The sequence below is a fragment of the Corynebacterium nasorum genome, from assembly GCF_030229765.1.
GTDB lineage: Bacteria > Actinomycetota > Actinomycetes > Mycobacteriales > Mycobacteriaceae > Corynebacterium > Corynebacterium kefirresidentii.
On record NZ_JASPGY010000008.1, the window covers coordinates 30,033 to 48,013 of the forward strand.

Annotated in this window: 19 protein-coding genes; 10 read left to right on the forward strand and 9 right to left on the reverse strand. The window is 60.4% G+C overall.

Features of this window, described 5'->3' with window-relative positions:
- Window positions 1-70 precede the first annotated feature (70 nt).
- Complete coding sequence (locus QP904_RS09105) at window positions 71-1,321, reverse strand: ABC transporter substrate-binding protein (protein ID WP_023020707.1); 1,251 nt, start codon at window positions 1,319-1,321, stop codon at window positions 71-73.
- A gap of 161 nt (window positions 1,322-1,482) precedes the next feature.
- The gene (locus QP904_RS09110) at window positions 1,483-2,475 is read right to left on the reverse strand and encodes an ABC transporter ATP-binding protein (protein ID WP_259824939.1); all 993 of its coding nucleotides are present in this window, start codon (window positions 2,473-2,475) and stop codon (window positions 1,483-1,485) included.
- Window positions 2,476-2,519: 44 nt separating this feature from the next.
- Between QP904_RS09110 and QP904_RS09115 the strand changes: the two genes are divergently transcribed.
- Together QP904_RS09115 and QP904_RS09120 are read left to right on the forward strand one after the other, a co-directional pair.
- Window positions 2,520-3,404 carry a biotin--[acetyl-CoA-carboxylase] ligase gene (locus QP904_RS09115; RefSeq protein WP_023020709.1) on the forward strand — a complete coding sequence of 295 codons (885 nt, stop codon included), beginning with the start codon at window positions 2,520-2,522 and terminating at the stop codon, window positions 3,402-3,404.
- A gap of 36 nt (window positions 3,405-3,440) precedes the next feature.
- On the forward strand, window positions 3,441-3,881 hold the full coding sequence (locus tag QP904_RS09120; RefSeq protein WP_023020710.1) for a hypothetical protein: 441 nt from the start codon (window positions 3,441-3,443) through the stop codon (window positions 3,879-3,881).
- Here the strand turns inward: QP904_RS09120 and budA are convergent.
- The gene (gene budA / locus QP904_RS09125) at window positions 3,859-4,590 is read right to left on the reverse strand and encodes an acetolactate decarboxylase (RefSeq protein ID WP_239208615.1); all 732 of its coding nucleotides are present in this window, start codon (window positions 4,588-4,590) and stop codon (window positions 3,859-3,861) included. The genes QP904_RS09120 and budA overlap by 23 nt on opposite strands.
- A 79-nt stretch (window positions 4,591-4,669) precedes the next feature.
- Between budA and QP904_RS09130 the strand changes: the two genes are divergently transcribed.
- Window positions 4,670-5,785: a 5-(carboxyamino)imidazole ribonucleotide synthase gene (locus QP904_RS09130; RefSeq protein ID WP_259824998.1), complete on the forward strand. Its 1,116-nt coding sequence runs from the start codon at window positions 4,670-4,672 to the stop codon at window positions 5,783-5,785.
- A 24-nt stretch (window positions 5,786-5,809) separates the two neighbouring features.
- Complete coding sequence (gene purE / locus QP904_RS09135) at window positions 5,810-6,310, forward strand: 5-(carboxyamino)imidazole ribonucleotide mutase (RefSeq protein WP_259824936.1); 501 nt, start codon at window positions 5,810-5,812, stop codon at window positions 6,308-6,310.
- A 99-nt stretch (window positions 6,311-6,409) separates the two neighbouring features.
- Here the strand turns inward: purE and rbsD are convergent, their stop codons facing one another.
- From rbsD to QP904_RS09165, 6 genes are read right to left on the reverse strand one after another with little or no spacing between them, the layout of a single operon-like run.
- Window positions 6,410-6,784 carry a D-ribose pyranase gene (rbsD, locus tag QP904_RS09140; RefSeq protein ID WP_284835940.1) on the reverse strand — a complete coding sequence of 125 codons (375 nt, stop codon included), beginning with the start codon at window positions 6,782-6,784 and terminating at the stop codon, window positions 6,410-6,412.
- Complete coding sequence (locus tag QP904_RS09145; protein ID WP_259824933.1) at window positions 6,777-7,685, reverse strand: ribokinase; 909 nt, start codon at window positions 7,683-7,685, stop codon at window positions 6,777-6,779. Before QP904_RS09145 ends, rbsD begins: the two co-directional genes overlap by 8 nt.
- Window positions 7,682-8,596 (reverse strand): substrate-binding domain-containing protein, encoded by a 915-nt coding sequence (locus QP904_RS09150; RefSeq protein WP_284835941.1) that lies wholly within the window; start codon window positions 8,594-8,596, stop codon window positions 7,682-7,684. Before QP904_RS09150 ends, QP904_RS09145 begins: the two co-directional genes overlap by 4 nt.
- A 12-nt stretch (window positions 8,597-8,608) precedes the next feature.
- Window positions 8,609-9,550 carry an ABC transporter permease gene (locus tag QP904_RS09155; RefSeq protein ID WP_259824930.1) on the reverse strand — a complete coding sequence of 314 codons (942 nt, stop codon included), beginning with the start codon at window positions 9,548-9,550 and terminating at the stop codon, window positions 8,609-8,611.
- On the reverse strand, window positions 9,547-11,091 hold the full coding sequence (locus tag QP904_RS09160; protein ID WP_284835942.1) for a sugar ABC transporter ATP-binding protein: 1,545 nt from the start codon (window positions 11,089-11,091) through the stop codon (window positions 9,547-9,549). Before QP904_RS09160 ends, QP904_RS09155 begins: the two co-directional genes overlap by 4 nt.
- A complete protein-coding gene (locus QP904_RS09165) occupies window positions 11,088-12,077 on the reverse strand; it encodes a LacI family DNA-binding transcriptional regulator (protein ID WP_284835943.1) in 990 nt (329 codons plus the stop codon). The genes QP904_RS09160 and QP904_RS09165 overlap by 4 nt, the downstream gene beginning before the upstream one ends.
- A gap of 133 nt (window positions 12,078-12,210) precedes the next feature.
- On the opposite strand from QP904_RS09165, the gene QP904_RS09170 reads away from it, so the two are divergent.
- From QP904_RS09170 to galK, 6 genes are all read left to right on the forward strand, one after another.
- Window positions 12,211-12,654, forward strand: a complete 444-nt coding sequence (locus tag QP904_RS09170; RefSeq protein WP_284835944.1) for a YdcF family protein — start codon at window positions 12,211-12,213, stop codon at window positions 12,652-12,654.
- 196 nt (window positions 12,655-12,850) lie between these two features.
- Window positions 12,851-13,750 (forward strand): aldose 1-epimerase family protein, encoded by a 900-nt coding sequence (locus tag QP904_RS09175; protein WP_284835945.1) that lies wholly within the window; start codon window positions 12,851-12,853, stop codon window positions 13,748-13,750.
- Window positions 13,751-13,761: 11 nt separating this feature from the next.
- The gene (locus QP904_RS09180; RefSeq protein ID WP_284835946.1) at window positions 13,762-15,411 is read left to right on the forward strand and encodes a sodium:solute symporter family protein; all 1,650 of its coding nucleotides are present in this window, start codon (window positions 13,762-13,764) and stop codon (window positions 15,409-15,411) included.
- A gap of 10 nt (window positions 15,412-15,421) precedes the next feature.
- The gene (locus tag QP904_RS09185; protein WP_023020723.1) at window positions 15,422-15,664 is read left to right on the forward strand and encodes a hypothetical protein; all 243 of its coding nucleotides are present in this window, start codon (window positions 15,422-15,424) and stop codon (window positions 15,662-15,664) included.
- Window positions 15,664-16,758 carry a galactose-1-phosphate uridylyltransferase gene (galT, locus tag QP904_RS09190; protein WP_284835947.1) on the forward strand — a complete coding sequence of 365 codons (1,095 nt, stop codon included), beginning with the start codon at window positions 15,664-15,666 and terminating at the stop codon, window positions 16,756-16,758. Before QP904_RS09185 ends, galT begins: the two co-directional genes overlap by 1 nt.
- The gene (galK, locus tag QP904_RS09195; protein WP_284835948.1) at window positions 16,751-17,950 is read left to right on the forward strand and encodes a galactokinase; all 1,200 of its coding nucleotides are present in this window, start codon (window positions 16,751-16,753) and stop codon (window positions 17,948-17,950) included. The genes galT and galK overlap by 8 nt, the downstream gene beginning before the upstream one ends.
- The last annotated feature ends 31 nt before the right edge of the window (window positions 17,951-17,981 follow it).

Below are 17,981 nucleotides of genomic sequence, written 5' to 3' on the forward strand. Positions count from 1 at the left end.
CCAATAGGGGAGTGAAAACCACAAAGGGTGAGGCGGCGGTATGCCCGCCTACCTCACCCGGATTGGGAATTTAACCCTGGGAAGCCGATTCGATGGCCGCCTTCATATCGGCGGTGGCATCATCGACCGACTTGTCATCCGTCAATGCAGCGTAGGCATTGTCCTGGATGGCCTTAGAAATCGCCGAGTAGAACGGGGAAACCGGGCGCGGTGCCGCGTTCTCCAAGGACTCCTTGAGCGCCGGCAGGTATGGGAACTCCTGCTGTAGCTGCGGGTCATCGTAGATGGAGGCCAAGACCGGTGGGAAGGACTGCTCCGCGAAGGACTTCTGGTTGTCTTCGTTGATGATGAACTTCATAAAGTCGAGCGCAGTGCCCTTATTCTTGGAGTTGATATTGATACCGTTGTTGTAGCCACCCAGCGTGGAAACGCCTACGCCGTCCTTGCCCAGTGGGGCCTGGACCTCGACGTCGACGCCGGCATCAACCGCATTGGAGTACATATATGGCCAGTTCACGGCGAAGGCGGTCTTGCCTTCGGTGAAGGCCATATTGGTTTCTTCCTCGGTGGCGGCGGTGGAGTCCTTGGAGATGGTCTCCTCCTTGTACGCATCCACCATGGCCTGCAGGCCGTCCTTGGCTTCCTTGGAATCCACGGTGACATTGCCGTCCTTATCCAAGACAGAGCCGCCCCAGCCTTCCATGAAGTCAGCGGTATTGAGCGCAAGGCCTTCATACTGCTTGAGCTGGGTGGTCAGACAGTTCTTGCCGTCTTCCAGCGCCTTACATGCAGATTTGAGATCTGCGAACTTCTCGGGAGCCTTATCCGCGAGCTTGGTATTGCGGAAAAGCAGCTGACCATTGGTGTTTTGCGGCAGCGCGTAGAGGACGTCGTTATAGGTGGCGGACTCTACGGTGGCCGGCAGTAGCTCATCCGTATTGGTTTCAAAATCACCATTGAGCGGCTGGAGCCACTGGTTGGCAGCGAACTCCGCGGTCCACACGACGTCCAGCGCCATGACATCGTAGTCATCGCTGCCCGCCTGCAGGGACTGCACGAGGGTCTCGCGCTGGGCGTCAGCCTCGCCGGCCAGCTCCTTGAGCGTGACCTTCTCGTCTGGGTGCTGCTCGTTCCACTTTTCGATGATGGGGGTCACCTTGTCCGTGTCATTTTTGCCCATGGCAAAAGTGATGGGGCCGTGCGCATCCGCCCCGCCTTCGGAGGAACCGCCCGCAGCGGAATCGGAGGAGGACGAAGAGCAGCCGGCCAGGGCCAGAACTGCAGTAGTCGCAACGGTGGTGCGAAGCAGGAATCTCTTCATGGAATTCACCTTTCGGAAAACTTTCGGTTCTTTAAACCTAAAATACGGAAATCGAAAGGTGGATAATTTTGACCTATTTAACTCTAAATGGGGGTAGTAAAGGGGCGGCGGGAGGTTGGACTACGTACCTGCGGCACTGTGGCCCAGTGTCCGCCGTGGGGCTAATCCTGTGAGATACGGCGCCCCGTTTCTGGGTCAAAGCGGAGTGCTTCGCGCGGGTTGAATGTCAGTACTACATCTTCGCCGCGCTGTGGTGGGGTACCTTCGGCGCGAGCAACAAAGCGGTTTTCGCCCACGGTGACGTAGACGTAGGACTCGGCGCCCAGCTCTTCCACAATGTCCACCACACCCTGAAAACCCACTGGACCCTTGTTGATAAACATCTTTTCTGGGCGTACACCTACGCGGCCGCCGTTGTAGTCAAAGATATTCATGGCTGGCGATCCGATGAAACCGGCGACGAATTCGTTTGCGGGGGCGTCATAAAGCTCGCGCGGCGGGGCAACTTGCTGCAGCTCGCCGTCCTTGAGCACCGCCACACGGTCACCCATGGTCATCGCCTCTACCTGGTCGTGGGTGACGTATATCGTCGTCGTACCCAGTCGCTGCTGCAGGCTGGCCAACTCGGCGCGGGTCTGGACGCGCAGCTTGGCATCCAGGTTGGATAGTGGCTCATCCATGAGGAAGGCCTTCGGCTCGCGCACAATGGCGCGGCCCATGGCCACGCGCTGGCGCTGGCCACCGGAAAGGTCCTTGGGCTTGCGCTTGAGGTAATCGGTCAGACCGAGTGTCTCCGCAGCTGCGTGTACCTTGGACTTGATGTCGGCCTTGGGCAACTTTGCCAGCTTCAAAGCAAAGCCCATGTTTTGTTCTACTGTCAGGTGTGGGTAAAGCGCATAATTCTGGAAGACCATGGCGATATCGCGATCGCCTGGCTCTAAGTTGGTCACGTCCTTGCCATCAATGGTGATGCGGCCGCTCGATGTCGGCTCTAATCCCGCCAGTGCGCGCAGCGTCGTGGATTTACCGCAGCCCGAAGGACCAACGAGCACCAGAAACTCGCCGTCCGCGATTTCGAGGTCCAAGTCCTTTACCGTGGGCGCGCTCGCGCCAGGGTAGGTGATATTGACCTTTTCAAAAGTGACCTTTGCCATGCGCAACACACTAGCACCATTGGTGGCCGGTATCCTTAAGGCTTATGACTGCACTTGATTTGGAACGCATTCGCACCGCATTGGCCGATGATTTCACCACCATCGATTTCGTGGAAAAGACCGGCTCCACCAATACCGACTTGATGCAGGCCACCAACGTTGCGGATGGCACCGTGCTGCTTGCCGACGAACAACTTTCCGGCAAGGGACGTCTTGGCCGCTCTTGGACCGCGCCGGCCGGTTCGCAAGTCATTTTCTCTGTGCTTTTGCTGCCGGAATCTCTCGATCACTTGGGCACCCTACCTCTGGCCGCGGGCTTGGCGGTCACCGATTCCATCGAGGGCACCGTGCTCAAGTGGCCGAATGATGTGCATATCGATGGCAATAAGCTGTGCGGCATCCTCGCTGAGGCTGGACCCGTGGGCCAGGCTTTCAAAGCCGCGCCAAAGACCGAGCTCACCAAGGTGGAAGTGGGCAAGGCTGAACTTAATAAGGCTGAGGTCAACAAGGCGGAAGTAAATAAAACCGAAGTCAATAAGGCGGAGCTCAATAAAGCCGTAGGCGGTGCCGCGCCCTCTGCGCGCGTCGTCGTAGGAATGGGCATCAATGTCACCTTGACCCGCGAGGACCTGCCGATTGAAAAGGCCACCTCGCTCGCGCTCGAAGGCCGCGATACCGACCGCACCGAGCTCGCCATTAACGTGCTGAAGAACCTGCGCCGTCGTATTGTGCAGTGGGAGAACCACGATCCGCAGCTCCTGCGCGATTACCGTGCGGTGTGTTCCTCACTGGGACAACAGGTGCGCCTAGAAACTCCATCCGGCGATGTTATTGGGCACGTGGATGAAATCGGCGAGGACGGCCGCATCATGGTCGCTGGTGAGTACTATTCCGCGGGCGATGTCACGCATCTGCGCCCACAGCAGTAGACCGCACAAGAGACACGGGAGGTAGCATCCATAGCTATGGGATTAATGAAGATGGGCCAAGGCGAGATCAAGCGCGCAGATGTCTCCGCGCCTTTTCGCGCATTGATTTTCCCTTTTCTCGAGCTCATCCTCATTACCGGTCTACTGTGGATTGCCATCGGTTGGTGCGATGTCCAAGCAGTAGACCCGATGCTGCGCAATGGACTGGTCGCGGTGTGGGCGCTGTTGGGAATCTGGCGCTTTGTCATCCCGCTTTATAAGGCCCGTCGCAAGCGCTTCATAGTGACCAATAGGCGCGTCATCGCGCGCGAGGGGCGCACTATCGATTCGATTCCGCTGCAGGATATTCGCGGTGCTCGAAAACGACGCGGCGGAGTGTCTCTAGCCATCCATGGTTGGGACCGCGCCATGTATTTCCCTAATGTTGCTAAGCCCAAGCGCGTGGCTGAGATTATTAATGATCGCCCTTGGTTTTAACCTCAGTGGTGTGCAGCTGGCTGTCCAAATCCTCGGGGGCCAGGTTGGCGCGGCTAAATTCCTGCGTCAGCGGCAGGCGCAGCTCTAAATCAGAGGCGGGGCAAAGCTCAACCGTTGCCTTATCTACTACGTAGTCCAAAACGTGCCCACCGGAGGTGCGGGCGGCGTCGATAAAGTGCACGTGACAGCCTGGCACCGAAATTCCTTTTTCATAAACGGGGGTGCGGAAGCCGCCGATGACTCCTTCGACGTTCTGAAAGTGCAGCTCTTTATCTCCGCCGACGGCCTCTGACATCGGTGGGTAGGGCTTTTCCTGCTTGACCACCGTGCGGGTGGTGACCTCCTTAAAAGTGCCCACGATGCGCACCGCATACATGTAGTTGGTGGAAGGCTCGAGCCTATCGATGAACTCGGAGAGCTGATCGCGGCGCAGGCCCGCGGGGGCGTCGGCAGTAATGCGCGGGACAAAATTGGTGGCTACCGCATAGGGGGTGCGCTGATCTAGGTCTGCAATTTGCGCGGAGCCGTCGCCCCGCAGTTGGTAGCAGGTGCCGTCCAAAATGATCATCTCACCGTCGAGGCCATCGAAGGTGCCCAAGCCGAAGTTTCCCTTACCTAGCAGCTCTGAAATGGTCATTTCGCCGTCATAAATGCCATCAAGCAAAGCGGTCATGAGTGAATTTTGGAAGATGGTATGACGAGTGAACATAGTATCCAGGCTAGTATTGGGGGACGTGAGTGACTTAAAGCCTATTGTAACTGTTTGTGGCGACGGCCAGCTGGCCCGCATGATGCAGCCGGCCGCCGCGGAGCTCGATATTCACCTGCGGTTTCTAGCCAGCAAGCCGGATTCTTCCGCGGCGCAGGTCACCCCGGACGTGGTGCTGGGGGACTATACCTCCCTGGAGGAGCTGCGCGGCGTGGCCGAGGGCGCGGATGCCATCACTTTCGAGCACGAGCACGTGCCCAATGAACACTCCACCGCGCTTATCGACGCCGGATTTAACGTCCAGCCCCAGCCCACCGCCCTCATTTACGCGCAGGACAAGCTAAAGATGCGCGAAAAGCTCGCCGCATTCGGAGCACCCGTGCCGCGCTTTGCTGCAATCGATTCGGTGGCCGATGCCCGCGCCTTCTTCGACGCCGTCGATGGTCGCGTCTGCCTCAAGGCCCGCCGCGGTGGCTACGACGGCAAGGGCGTGTGGTTCCCCACCGCCGATAATTGCTTTGAGCTGGTTTCCGAGCTGCTCGAGGCCGGTACCCCTCTCATGGCTGAGGAAAAGGTGGATCTGACCCGCGAGCTTTCCATCCTCGTTGCCCGCCGCCCCTCCGGTGAGGCCAAGGTGTGGCCGATTACCCAATCCCGCCAGGAAAACGGCATCTGTGCCGAGGCCATCGCGCCCGCCCCCGGCCTTACCCCGGAACTTTCCCAGCGCGCTTCCGAGCTGGGACTATCTATTGCCGAGTCCTTGGGCGTAACCGGCGTGCTCGCCGTAGAACTCTTCGCCTTTGACGGTCCCGACGGCGAGGATATCTCCGTTAACGAACTGGCCATGCGTCCGCATAACACCGGTCACTGGACTCAGGACGGCTGCGTTACTTCCCAGTTTGAGCAGCACCTGCGCGCCGTGCTTGACCTCCCGCTAGGTGCGGTCGATGCGCTTGCTCCCGTTACCGTCATGGCCAATGTCTTAGGCGCTGATGAGGATCCCACTATGCCAATGCCGGAGCGCGTTCGTGAAGTCATGGAGCGCTACCCACAAGCCAAGATTCACCTCTACGGCAAGGATCACCGTCCCGGCCGCAAGATTGGCCACGTCAACGTCACCGGTGAGGACACCGACGAGACCCTGACCATCGCCCGTCAGGCAGCGCACTTTCTCGTGCACGCCGAATGGGCATAAAACTCTGCTTGTAGAAAGGACAGCATGCAACCACACGTAGGCATCATCATGGGCTCTGATTCTGATTGGCCCACCGTTGAACCCGCCGCCCAGGTCCTCGCAGACTTTGGCATCCCCTTCGAAGTTGGCGTGGTCAGCGCTCACCGCACCCCAGAAAAGATGCTCGCATACGCAAAAGAAGCCCATACCCGCGGCCTGAAAGCGATTATCGCCTGTGCCGGTGGCGCCGCGCACTTGCCCGGCATGGTTGCAGCGGCCACGCCGCTGCCGGTTATCGGCATCCCGCGCGCTTTGAAGGAGCTCGATGGCCTCGATTCCCTTCTTTCCATCGTGCAGATGCCTAGCGGCGTGCCGGTCGCAACCGTTTCTATCGGCGGTGCAAAAAACGCCGGCCTGCTTGCTGCGCGCATTCTCGGCGCAGGTGACCCCGCCATCCAGGACAAGATGATGGATTACCAAAAGCGCATGGCAGAAGAGGTCGAGCAGAAGGATAAGAACCTGCGCGACAAGCTGCTGGGAGAGTAGCTCTTAGGAAAAGAAGTAAATAAAACAAGCACGTTTAGCCACAACCGCGGAGGTTTCGGCAAAGCGTGCTTGTCTTCTGTGAGGTGACGTCGACGAATGCTAGAAGGGCACGCCGGAGCGCAAGATGACATTGGCAAACGGCGTGGTGGAACCGGTGCGCACGACAAAGGAGGCGCGGGCGACTTCGCGTTTGAGGTTGTCATGGGAGACCTCGGTGAGGGGTACTGCGGGAAGCAAGGAACGCACCTCGGGCGGGGTGGAATCGGCGATGGTGGCGGCTTCGACTACGACTTCGTCGAGGAGGGCGGCCAGCGTATCGGCAAAGGTGGAGATGCCGAAGGTAAGCGTGAGGTCGATGACTGGAACATCGTGAGGAATGGGCAGGCCGCAATCAGCGATGACAAAGGTATCAGTGTGGCCAAGGCGCGCAACGGCACCGGCGAGCGCGGGATTAAGAAGACCGGACTTACGCATTGGTGACCTCCGGCAAAGCGGATGCGGTCGTGGGGTAGGAGGGCTGCGCGCCGTTACCGGTGGCGGCGAAGGCGCCGACGCGGGCGGCGAATGTAGCGGCATCGACAAGCGAGGCTCCAGCGAGGAGCTGGGCGCAAAAGGCACCTGCGAAGGCATCGCCGGCGCCGGTGGTATCCACGGCGGTCACGCGCGGGGTGGGGATATCCGCGCCGCTTTCCGGGCTAGCAACGTAGGCGCCGTGGGCGCCAAGGGTCAGCACGACGGAACGGAAACCGGCCTCTACTAGGCGGTGGGCGAGCTCGCGCGGGGCGCCTTCAGCTGGCAGGCCGAGCTGGTCCAAGATGAGCCCCGCTTCGTGTTCGTTGGCCAGCAGGGGATCGGCCTGCAGAAGCGAGTCACGGTCGACCTCGACTACCGGAGCGAGGTTAACCACCACGCGACCTTGCGCAGCGTCGACTGCCGCCTGGAAACCGGAGGCGGGGATTTCGCCCTGCAGGAGCACCACGTCGGCATCGGCGATGGTGGAGGCGCGGGCGGTGACAAAGGGGGCGTCGACAAGCGCATTGGCGCCGGGGGAGATGACGATGGTGTTCTCGCCATCCGCCGAGACGGTAATGACGGCGAGGCCGGTATTGGTATCGGCCTGCTCTACAGCACCCAGATCGATTCCGGAGGTGCGCATATAGTACATGGCGGGCTCAGCATAAGGATCGGAGCCCACCGCGCCCACAAAAGCCACGTTGGCGCCCAGCTGCGCCGCCGCAACTGCCTGATTGGCGCCCTTGCCTCCAGCTAAAATCTCGCCGCCGGAGCCCAGCAGGGTCTCGCCGGGCTGCGGGTGGCGCTCGGCGTGGACGATGAGATCGGCATTGATGGATCCGACGACGGTTAGCTTGCTCATTGGAAATCCTCTACATTGTCGCGGGTGACGGTGATGACCTCGACGGGGACGTTCTTCTCCGCCGTGCCACCGTGCAGGAGCGCTGCGGCTTGTTCGATGGCGCGGGCACCGAGCTCTGCGGGCTGCTGGGCGATGGTAGCTTCCAGCTTGCCATCTTTGACTGCCTTGAGGCCATCGAAGGTGCCGTCAAACGCCACCACCTTGACCTCAGTACCGGCGCGCGAGCCCAGGGCTTCGACCGCGCCGAGTGCCATTTCATCGTTCTCGGCAAAGATAGCCTTAATATTCGGATTGGCCTGCAATAGGTTGGTGGCAACGTTGAGGCCCTCTGTGCGGTCGAAATTCGCCGATTGCTTGCCGACGACCCGAATATCCCCGTACTTCGCAATCTGCTCTGCAAAGCCTTTGCCGCGCTCGCGCGAGGCGGAGGTACCGGCGGTGCCCTGCAAAATGAGGATGTCTCCCTTTTCCCCGATGGAGTGAGCGAGGGTATCTGCCGCCTGTGCGCCGCCGGCAACATTATCGGAGGCCACCATGGAGTCCAGTTCCACGCCGTTGACGTCGCGGTCCACGCCGATAACCGGCACGCCGTCATCCTTGATGCCGCGCACGGTCGGGGCGACGGCATCGGAATCGGTGGGATTGACCACGACGACCTTGGCTCCCATCGAGGTGGCGTTTCCTAATTGATTGACCTGCTGGGCGGGGTCATCGGAGGCGTCCTGGATATCCAGCGGAACGCCGAGCTCCTTGGCCTTATCTTGTGCGCCGTGGCGCAGCTCAACGAAGAAGGGGTTGGTCTGTGTCGACAGCGCTAGCGTGATGCGGTTGCGGTCTTCTTCCGAACGATTGCAGGAGGCAAGGCCAAGCGCAAGCGCAGGAACGAGAAGGGTGGCGATGAGCTTTTTCATGGTGGGTGCTCCTTAGTTGGCCGTCTTATTACGGATAACGTCGAAGCCGACGGCCAGCGCGATGACCAAACCAATGACGATCTGCTGCCAGAACGAGGAGACATTGAGCAGATTCAGACCGTTGCGGATAACGGCCAAAAGAATCGCGCCGATCAGTGTGCCGGTGGCCTTGCCCTGACCGCCGGAAAGCGAGGCCCCGCCGATGACGACGGCCGCGATGGCATCCAGCTCGTAGCCGGTGCCGGCCTGCGGCTGCGCAGATTCCAGGCGGCCGGCCATAACCATGCCGGCCCAGGCGGCAAAGAAACCGGAGAGCGCGAAGACGGCGATCTGGATGCGCTTGACCGGCAGACCCGAGAGACGCGCGGCCTCGAGGTTGCCGCCGATGGCGTACATGGAACGGCCGAGTACCGTGTGCTCTAGGATGAACCAGCACATGAGCCCGGCGATGACCATCATGATGATTGGCACTGGGAAGCCCGCGATATCGCCGCCAAAGGCGTTGACGGCTGGGGCGGTTTCAATGGGCGAGCCTTGAGAGATGACCAGGGTAAGCCCGCGGGCGATGGACATCATGGCCAGCGTTGCGATGAAGGACGGAATCTTGCCCCACGCGGTGGCCATGCCGCAGATGGCACCGGCCAGCGCGCCTACGATAAGGCCGATGAGCAACGTGAGCCAGCCAGGTAGGCCAGCGGTGGAGAACATATAGGCCGAGACCATGGCACCGAGCGCGGCGACCGAACCTACCGAAAGGTCGATGCCAGCGGTGACGATGACAAAGGTCATGCCGAAGGCCAAGATCGCCACCGTGGCGGCCTGGATGCCGATATTGAGCAGGTTCGCCACGGTAAGGAAGTACGGGGTAGCGATAAAAAGCGCGATGCACAGGGCAATGAGGCCAACGAGAGCGCCATTATTCATGGCCCAGTTAACTACTCTATTTTTGGTCATGCTTCATCCTTGGGGTCAGTTCCGGCAGGTGCGACAGCAGCGGCGGAAGTAGCGGAGGTCACATTGGATACGGCGAAGGCCATGACCTCGTCTTGGGTGGAGTCCTTGGGGAGTTGGCCGGCGAGTTGGCCACCGGACATGACGAGGATGCGATCGGACATGCCGAGCACCTCAGGTAAATCGGAGGAGGCCATGAGCACGGCGCCACCGGCTGCGGTGACCTCATTAATAATGTTGTAAATCTCCACCTTGGCGCCGACGTCGACGCCGCGGGTGGGCTCATCGAGCAGGAGGACTTTGGAGCCGGCGAGCACCCAGCGGCCGAAGACAGCCTTTTGTTGGTTGCCACCGGATAAGTTCCGGATGGGCTGCGAGAGATCGGCCATACGGATGCGCAGCTTTTCCGCTACCGCACCGGCGCGGCGGTGCTGGCCGCTGCGGTCTGCAAGCCCCGCCTTGGCGGTGGGATAGAGGGTCGCGAATCCGAGGTTATCGCCCACAGAGGCGTCTAGGACTAGAGCTTGGGACTTGCGGTCTTCAGGGATATGTCCCACACCGGCGCGGATGGCGGCGCGTATATCGCCGCTGCGCAGCTGCGTGCCGCCAACGCGGATGGAGCCGGAATCGTAAGGATCGGCGCCTGCGATGGCGCGAATGACCTCGGTACGGCCAGCACCCACGAGTCCGGCTAGGCCGACGACTTCACCGGCATGGACGGAGAAGGTGACGTCGTGAAAGGCTCCGTCGGAAGTCAGCTCGGAGACTTCTAGTAGGGCCTCGCCGTGTTCAGGGGGAACCTTGCGCGGGTATTGATTTTCAATCTCGCGGCCGACCATGAGCCGGACCAGCTCGTCTTCGTCCGTATCGGCAGGGACTTCGGCAATGAAAGAACCATCGCGCAGCACGCTAATGGTCTCTGCAATTCGCGCTAGTTCCTCCAAGTGATGGCTGATAAAAATCATGGCCACGCCCTTGGCCTTGAGCTCCTCAAGCACGGCAAAGAGGGCATCGACCTCCTTACCGGTGAGCGCGGCCGTGGGCTCATCCAGGATAAGAATTCGCGCGTTCATGGACAGCGCCTTGGCGATTTCTACGAGCTGCTGCTTGGCGACGCCGAGCTCACCCACCGGCATATCCAGGTCCACGTCCAAGCCGATGAGATGCAGCGCGGCTTGGGCCTGTGCCTTGAGGTGTTTGTGGTTGACCAACCCGAAGCGGCGCGGGGTGCGCCCGAGCATGATGTTCTCGGCCACCGACATGGTGGGAACGAGGTTGAGCTCTTGGTGGATGGTGGCGATGCCCAGCGCCTCGGAGGCCTTGGTGTCGGGGATTTTAACCTCTGCGCCATCCACCACAATGCGGCCGGAATCTGATTGGTGGACGCCGGCAATCATCTTGATGAGCGTGGATTTTCCGGCGCCGTTTTCACCCAGCAAGGCTTGAACCTGACCCCGGCGGACGGTGAGATCCACGCCTTTAATGACTTCTACCTGGCCAAAGGATTTGGTTACGCTTTCTAAGCGCAATACGTGGTCACTCATGGCGTGGCATCATTGAGGTGGTGGGCGGTGGACATGCGTGGGATGTAGCGGGTGTCTAGCACTTCGCCTTCTGGCTGGCGCTTTTCGTTAATGGCCGCGATGAGCTTAGCCGTGGCGGTCTCGCCCATCCGTGCAACATCCTGGTCCACTACCGAGATGGGGGAGGGCTGGAAGCGCAGGTAGATAAAATCATCGAAGCCCACGAGCGCGATCTCTTCTCCGATGCGCTTACCCGCATTATGGCAGGCCTCTAGTGCACCGGCAGTCATCATGGAATCGCCGGCAATAAGCGCGGTGACGCCCTCCTGCAGGAGCGCGATGGCTCCCTTATAACCTTCGCGGTGGCGGTAGCTGCCGTGGTGGATGTGGGTAGGCATCCCGCGCGTGGCGGCCTTAAATGCTTCGAGTCGCTGCCGGCCGGTGGAAGTTTCCTGCGGGCCGGACAGGTAGCCGATATGCGTGTGCCCTTTCTCCTTGAGCTGCTGCACGGCTTGTTCGATTCCTTTGCGTGGATCTGATAGTACTGCGGGAATCTGGCCCAGGGTGCGGTCAATGAGCACCAGTGGCCGGTAGGTACGTGCCTGCTCGAGCGCTTCTTCGGCGCCTTCGAGCGGTACGGCGATAATTCCGTCCACCTGGCGTTCCATGAGGGCATCGAGGGCCTTGACTAGCCGCTGTGGTTCCTCGCCGCAACTGGTAATCATTGTGGCTAGACCCTGTTTATCGGCGGCCTCTTCAACGGCTGCCGCCATCGCGGCGAAATAGGCATTATCCAGGCTGGGGATGACTAGACCGATGGCATTCGACCGGGAGCTACGCAAGGCGCGGGCCTGGGCGTTGGGCCTATAGTTCAGCTTGACGGCCGTGTCCTTGACACGTTGGCGCGTGGATTCAGAGATAGCAGGGTTGCCCGAGAGTGAGCGGGACGCGGTAGAAATGGATACTCCAGCAGCAGCGGCCACGTCTTTAAGGGTGGTTCCGGCCATGCTGACCTCCTTGGGTTTTAAGGCGTATGAGCCATCGTCTGGCCTTACGGGGTGCAATCGATTGCATGCTCGAGTTAAACCTAAGGCCTTTTCTATCTTTCTGTCAAGGTGTGGCGAGTCTATGCTGGTATCCATGTCTGACCCGCTCCTCGTGTTGGGTTCCCGCGTAACCCACGGCTATCCCGGCGCTATGTTGCGTTCGCGTCTGGATAAAGCGCTGGCCCTTTATCATGGCCAGCAGATTATTGTCTCTGGTCGCGGCGAGGCAGGTCCGATGGCCACTTATCTTATTGAGCGCGGTGTACCCGCCGAGCGAGTAGTGGTGGAGCCAGACGCCACGAGTACCAATGAGAACCTGGAAAATGCGCACCGCTTGGCCCCGCACGCCGTTGTGCAGGTGGTGACCAATGATTTTCATGTCCTGCGCACAACGCTGTGGGCCCGGCATCTAGGTATTACTGTGCGCGTGCATCCTGCGCGCACCCCGTGGCGGTTAATGCCGCGCAATTACCTGCGCGAAGTTCTAGCTACCCCACACTCCGCAGCGCGAATAGCGTGGCGGCGGATTCGCGGATAGCGCTTCTCTTTATAAGGTAGCCCCCTTTCTGTCCGCGGGCCTCCAGCCCCGAAAGAGGTTAACAAGCGGTTAACTCTAGGTCCGTAACCTGCTGAAACGGTGGGTATTCGCTGGTGGTTATGCAAACGATTGACCGGCGCTTTGCCGTGCTCCTAGGCTAAATCCAACGAAAGTTATAGCCAGAAAGGTCTTTGTTATGACCAGTGGAGGAGCGGCTGGCTCTGACGCTGAATACCCCAGCGTCGCCATTTCTCATGGCGATTACGCGGCCGAGATTGCCCTTTTCGGCGGTGCAGTAAAGGCGCTGACCTATCGCGGCGCACCCTTGGTAGAAAGCTATGAGGGCAAGCCACCACTGATGGCCGGTGTGGTGTTGGCGCCGTGGCCCAATCGCACCGAAGATGGCTGGTTTGAATGGCAGGGGACTGTCCACCAGCTAGAAATTACGGAGCCGGAGCGCAATAACGCCATCCACGGCTTCGCGGTGGACTGGTGGCGAGTAAAAGAGCACACCGAGAGCCGAGTGGTCCTCGCCTTTGACATTGAGCCGCGGCACGGTTGGCCATGGGCCATTCAGCTGGAGGCTACCTATGCTCTCGATGAGCAAGGATTGCACCACCAGCTCACCGCCCGCACCGCGGACCCCGGCGAGGTTCCTTTCGCCTATGGGCTCCACCTCTACCTCTCCCCGCAGGGAGCTGGGGCGGAGGAAGCGGTGCTGAGCGTGGACGTCGGCAAGCGCCACGTGCTAGACGCGCGCAACCTGCCTACGGGCAAGACGGAGCAGGTGCGCATTGTCCACCAACCCATCGCCGAAGTGGATTGGGACGATTGCTTCCACGGTGAGGGGCCGCTGACGGCCATATATACAGCCGGTGGAAAAGGCGTGCGGCTGGAGATGGGCGAGGGCCTGAACTGGGTGCAAATGTTCACCCCGGCCGATTTCCCGCGGGAACAAGGCCCAGGCAAGGCGCTTGCGGTAGAGCCCATGAGCGCGCCGCCGAATGCGCTGCGTAGCGGGGAAGATCTCGCGCGCTTGAGTGCTCAAAATCCACAGACTTATACGCTGCTGCTGGCAGCAGAAAATAATAACTAGAAAGGTCAGCCATGGAGACTGCTGAATCCGTATTGAGGCTCGATGCCTCTTGGGCGGATTACTTATTGGTAGCCATCTACTTCCTCTTCGTTCTAGGTATCGGCTGGGCCGCCAAGGCCAGGGTGTCTAGTTCCATCGACTTCTTCCTCTCCGGTCGAGGATTGCCCGCCTGGGTGACCGGACTGGCCTTCGTCTCGGCCAACCTAGGCGCGGTAGAAATCATCGGTATGTCCGCCAATGGTGTGGAGTATGGCTTCCAAACCATGCACTACTTCTGGATCGGTGCCATCCCCGCCATGGTCTTTTTGGGCATTGTGATGATGCCGTTCTACTACGGCTCCAAGGTCCGCTCGGTGCCGGAATTTATGCGCAAACGTTTTGGCAATGCCGCGCACTTGGTCAACGCGATTTCTTTTGCCGTAGCCCAGCTGCTCATTGCAGGTGTGAACCTGTACCTGCTGGCCACCATCGTAGAGGCCCTGCTGGGCTGGCAGATGTGGGTATCGCTCTTGGTCGCCGGGTTTATTGTGCTGTCCTATATCACCTTGGGTGGCCTTTCGGCCGCCATCTATAACGAGGTGCTGCAGTTCTTCGTTATCATCGCCGCGCTTGCCCCACTAACCATTATTGGGTTGAACCGCGTGGGCGGCTGGAGCGGGTTAAAAGACGCCGTGGCCAATGACTCTCACTTCCACACCTGGCCGGGCACGGACATCTCCGGCTTCGAAAACCCGGTGTGGTCTGTCATCGGCATCGTCCTAGGCCTAGGCTTCGTGCTCTCCTTCGGCTACTGGACCACCAACTTCGTAGAAGTCCAGCGCGCCATGGCCTCGGATTCTATTTCCGCGGCCCGCAAGACCCCGATTATCGGTGCCTTCCCCAAGATGTTCGTACCTTTCCTGGTGGTTATTCCGGGCATGGTTGCTTCCGTGTCCGTGGCTGACTTGATGGAGGAGCGCGCCGAGCCGAACGACGCCATCCTGCTGCTCATGCGCGACCTGCTACCCAATGGCCTATTGGGTGTGGCAATTGCCGGTCTCTTGGCGTCGTTCATGGCCGGCATGGCGGCAAATATCTCGGCTTTTAATACCGTCATTTCCTATGACATCTGGCAGACCTACGTGGTCAAGGACCGCGAGGATGACTACTACTTGAAGTTCGGCCGCATCGCTACGGTTATCGCCACCGCTATTGCCATCTTCACCGCGCTTTTGGCACAGAACTTTGGCAATATCATGGACTACCTGCAGACCCTGTTTGGCTTCTTTAATGCGCCGCTATTTGCCACCTTCATCTTGGGTATGTTCTGGAAGCGCATGACCCCGCACGCTGGTTGGTCCGGACTGGTGGCCGGTACTGGTTCCGCCATCGTTTTCTGGTACGTCGCTTCTTTCACGGACATGATTAACCTTCCAGGCCAGGGCACCGCCTTCGTCGCGGCCGGCGTGGCCTTCGCCGTGGATATCGTGGTCTCCATCGTGGTTACCTTGTTTACCCAGCCCAAGCCGGATGCCGAGCTGGTCGGCTTCGTTTCCTCCGTAACCCCCAAGGACCACTTTGAGGACTACACCGAAAAGTCCTTGCCGTGGTACCAACAGACCGTCCCGCTGGGCATTATCTGTCTAGTTATGGCCGTAGCACTCAACGTCATCTTTGCCTAAGGAGCCCAACATGTCTGAGAAAAAGCGCGCGGGCGCATTCGACCTGCGCAACGTCATCGCCGCACTCCTCGGCCTCTACGGCCTCATCTTGCTCGGCTGCTATTTCTTCCTTGACCCAGGCATTAACCCAGATACCGGGCAGGCTAAAAACGTCAGCGATAACCTATGGGCAAGCCTTGCTTTGCTGGCCGTGGCCGCCGCCTTTGTGCTGTGGGCACGCCTGAAGCCCATCACCATCCCAGGAGAAGACTAATGGTTGAGATTACCTCCGCCACGCTTGCCGACGGCCGCGAGATCCTCTACTTCGACGACCAGCCCCACCCTGACCGCGTGCTCGTTGATTCCCGCGATATCCCTACCGTCGCCCCTGCTTCCGAGATGCGCCGGGATCCCCTGACAGGAGACTGGGTGGCCTTTGCCGCCCACCGAATGAACCGAACCTTCCTGCCACCGGCCAATGAGAACCCGCTAGCGCCCACGCGCGAAGGCCAGCTGCCCACGGAGATCCCCAGCCCTAGCTATGACGTGGTGGTCTTTGAAAACCGCTTCCCGTCTTTTGCTACCGCGGCCGACATCGAGCACCCCGAGGAGGATAACCTGTTTGGCATGGTGCCGCGCCTTCCTGCGCGCGCCCGCTGTGAGGTGGTCTGTTTTACCGAGGATCCCGCCCTTTCTTTCAAGGATTTGCCCGAATCCCGCATTCTCACCGTTATTGAGGCGTGGGCTCATCGCACCGCCGCGTTGTCCCAGATTGACGGTGTGCAGCAGGTTTTCCCCTTCGAAAACCGTGGTGAAGAAATCGGCGTGACCCTCCAGCACCCGCACGGCCAGATTTATTCCTATCCATTCCTCTCGCCGCGCCTGCGCTCCATCGTGGATTCCGCCCGGGCCTACGACGGCGACCTCTTTCAGGATCTCCTCGATCGTGAGCGCGCCGCCGGCACCCGCATCATTGCTGAGACCGAGCACTTCACCGTCTTCGTCCCCGCCGCCGCCAAATGGCCGTTGGAAGCTATGGTCTTGCCCAATGAACAAGTCCCTGACTTCGCCGCGCTTAGCGACGCCCAACGTGCCGACCTCGCACCCTTGCTTAAGAAGCTGTACTCCGCAGTGGACCGCTTCTTTGATGGCGTGGACAAGACCCCCTATATCGCCGGCTGGACCCAGGCACCGGTGGATAAGGCACTGCGCCCCGGCATCCGCATGCACCTGCAGCTTTTCTCCCTCATGCGTTCGCCCGGCCGCATGAAGTATCTCGCTGGCTCCGAGTCTTCGCAGGCGGTGTGGATTAATGACACCACCCCGGAGCGCATTGCCGCCCGGTTCAAGGAGATCTGGGATGCTTAACTGGATTGAGACCCGTACCGATGAGGAGCTCGCTGCCGCTGCGCGCGCCCTCTTCGCCTCTGCCTTCCCGGATTCGCCCGAGCCCGCCGGCGTGTGGGCCGCTCCCGGCCGCGTGAACCTCATCGGCGAGCATATCGATTACGCTGGCGGCGCCTCCATTCCTTTCGCGCTGGAGCAAAATACCGCCGTTGCTGTCGCGCCTCGCAGCGATGGGCTTATCCGCATAGCTTCCGAGTTCGACGGCTCCATCGCCCATGCGGAGGTGCCGCTCGCCGATGTTCGTCCGGGCCACCCCGCCGATTGGTCCGGCTACGTTGCTGGCACCGGGTGGGCCGCTACCGCGGCGGGCACGCTGTCATGCACGGGCCTTGATATCGCCATCGTCTCCGATGTCCCCGTCGGCTCTGGCCTGTCTAGCTCTGCCGCCCTCGAGTGCTCCACGGCCGTGGCCGCGTATGAGCTCGCGCACGGGCATTCTCCCGATGATGCTGCCCGCAGCCAGCTGGCGCAAGCCTGCATTCGCGCCGAAAACGAGGTGGTCGGCGCCTCTACCGGTGGATTGGACCAAAACGCCAGTCTCTTTGGCCAGCGCGGCAAGGCCCTCTTTTTGGACTTTTCCACTGGCGCCGTCGAGCGCGTGCCTTTCAATATCGAGGCCCAAGACATGGTGCTGCTCATCGCGGACACCAATGCCCCGCACACGCTTTCCGACGGCCAATACGCCTCCCGCCGCGGCATCATCGACGCCGTCCAATCTGCCGCCGGTTGCTCCATCCGCGAGATCTCGAATGCCGTGGACTTTGCCGCCACCGTCAATCCCGCCGAAGCGGAACTCTATCGCCGCCGCGTGCACCACGTGGTGGAAGAAACCAACCGGACCCTAGATGCCGCTACCGCGCTGGCATCTTCCGATCTAGATACATTCCGGCGTCTTATGCGCGAGAGCCACATCTCTCTGCGCGACCTTTATGAGGTCACCACTCCGGAGCTCGACTCCGCTTTTACCGCGGCCGGCGAGCTGGGCGCTCGCATGACCGGTGGTGGTTTCGGCGGCGCGGTTATCGCGCTCATCCCGCACTCCTCCGTCGAGTCCACCGCCCAAGCCATTTATGATGCTGCGGTTTCGCGCGGCTTTCCGGAACCTACCTTCTTGGTTGCGCGTCCGGGTGAAGGCGCCAGGCGCTTGGTCTGACTCCGCGGCCCGGCTCGGCTTAGCCGCGACC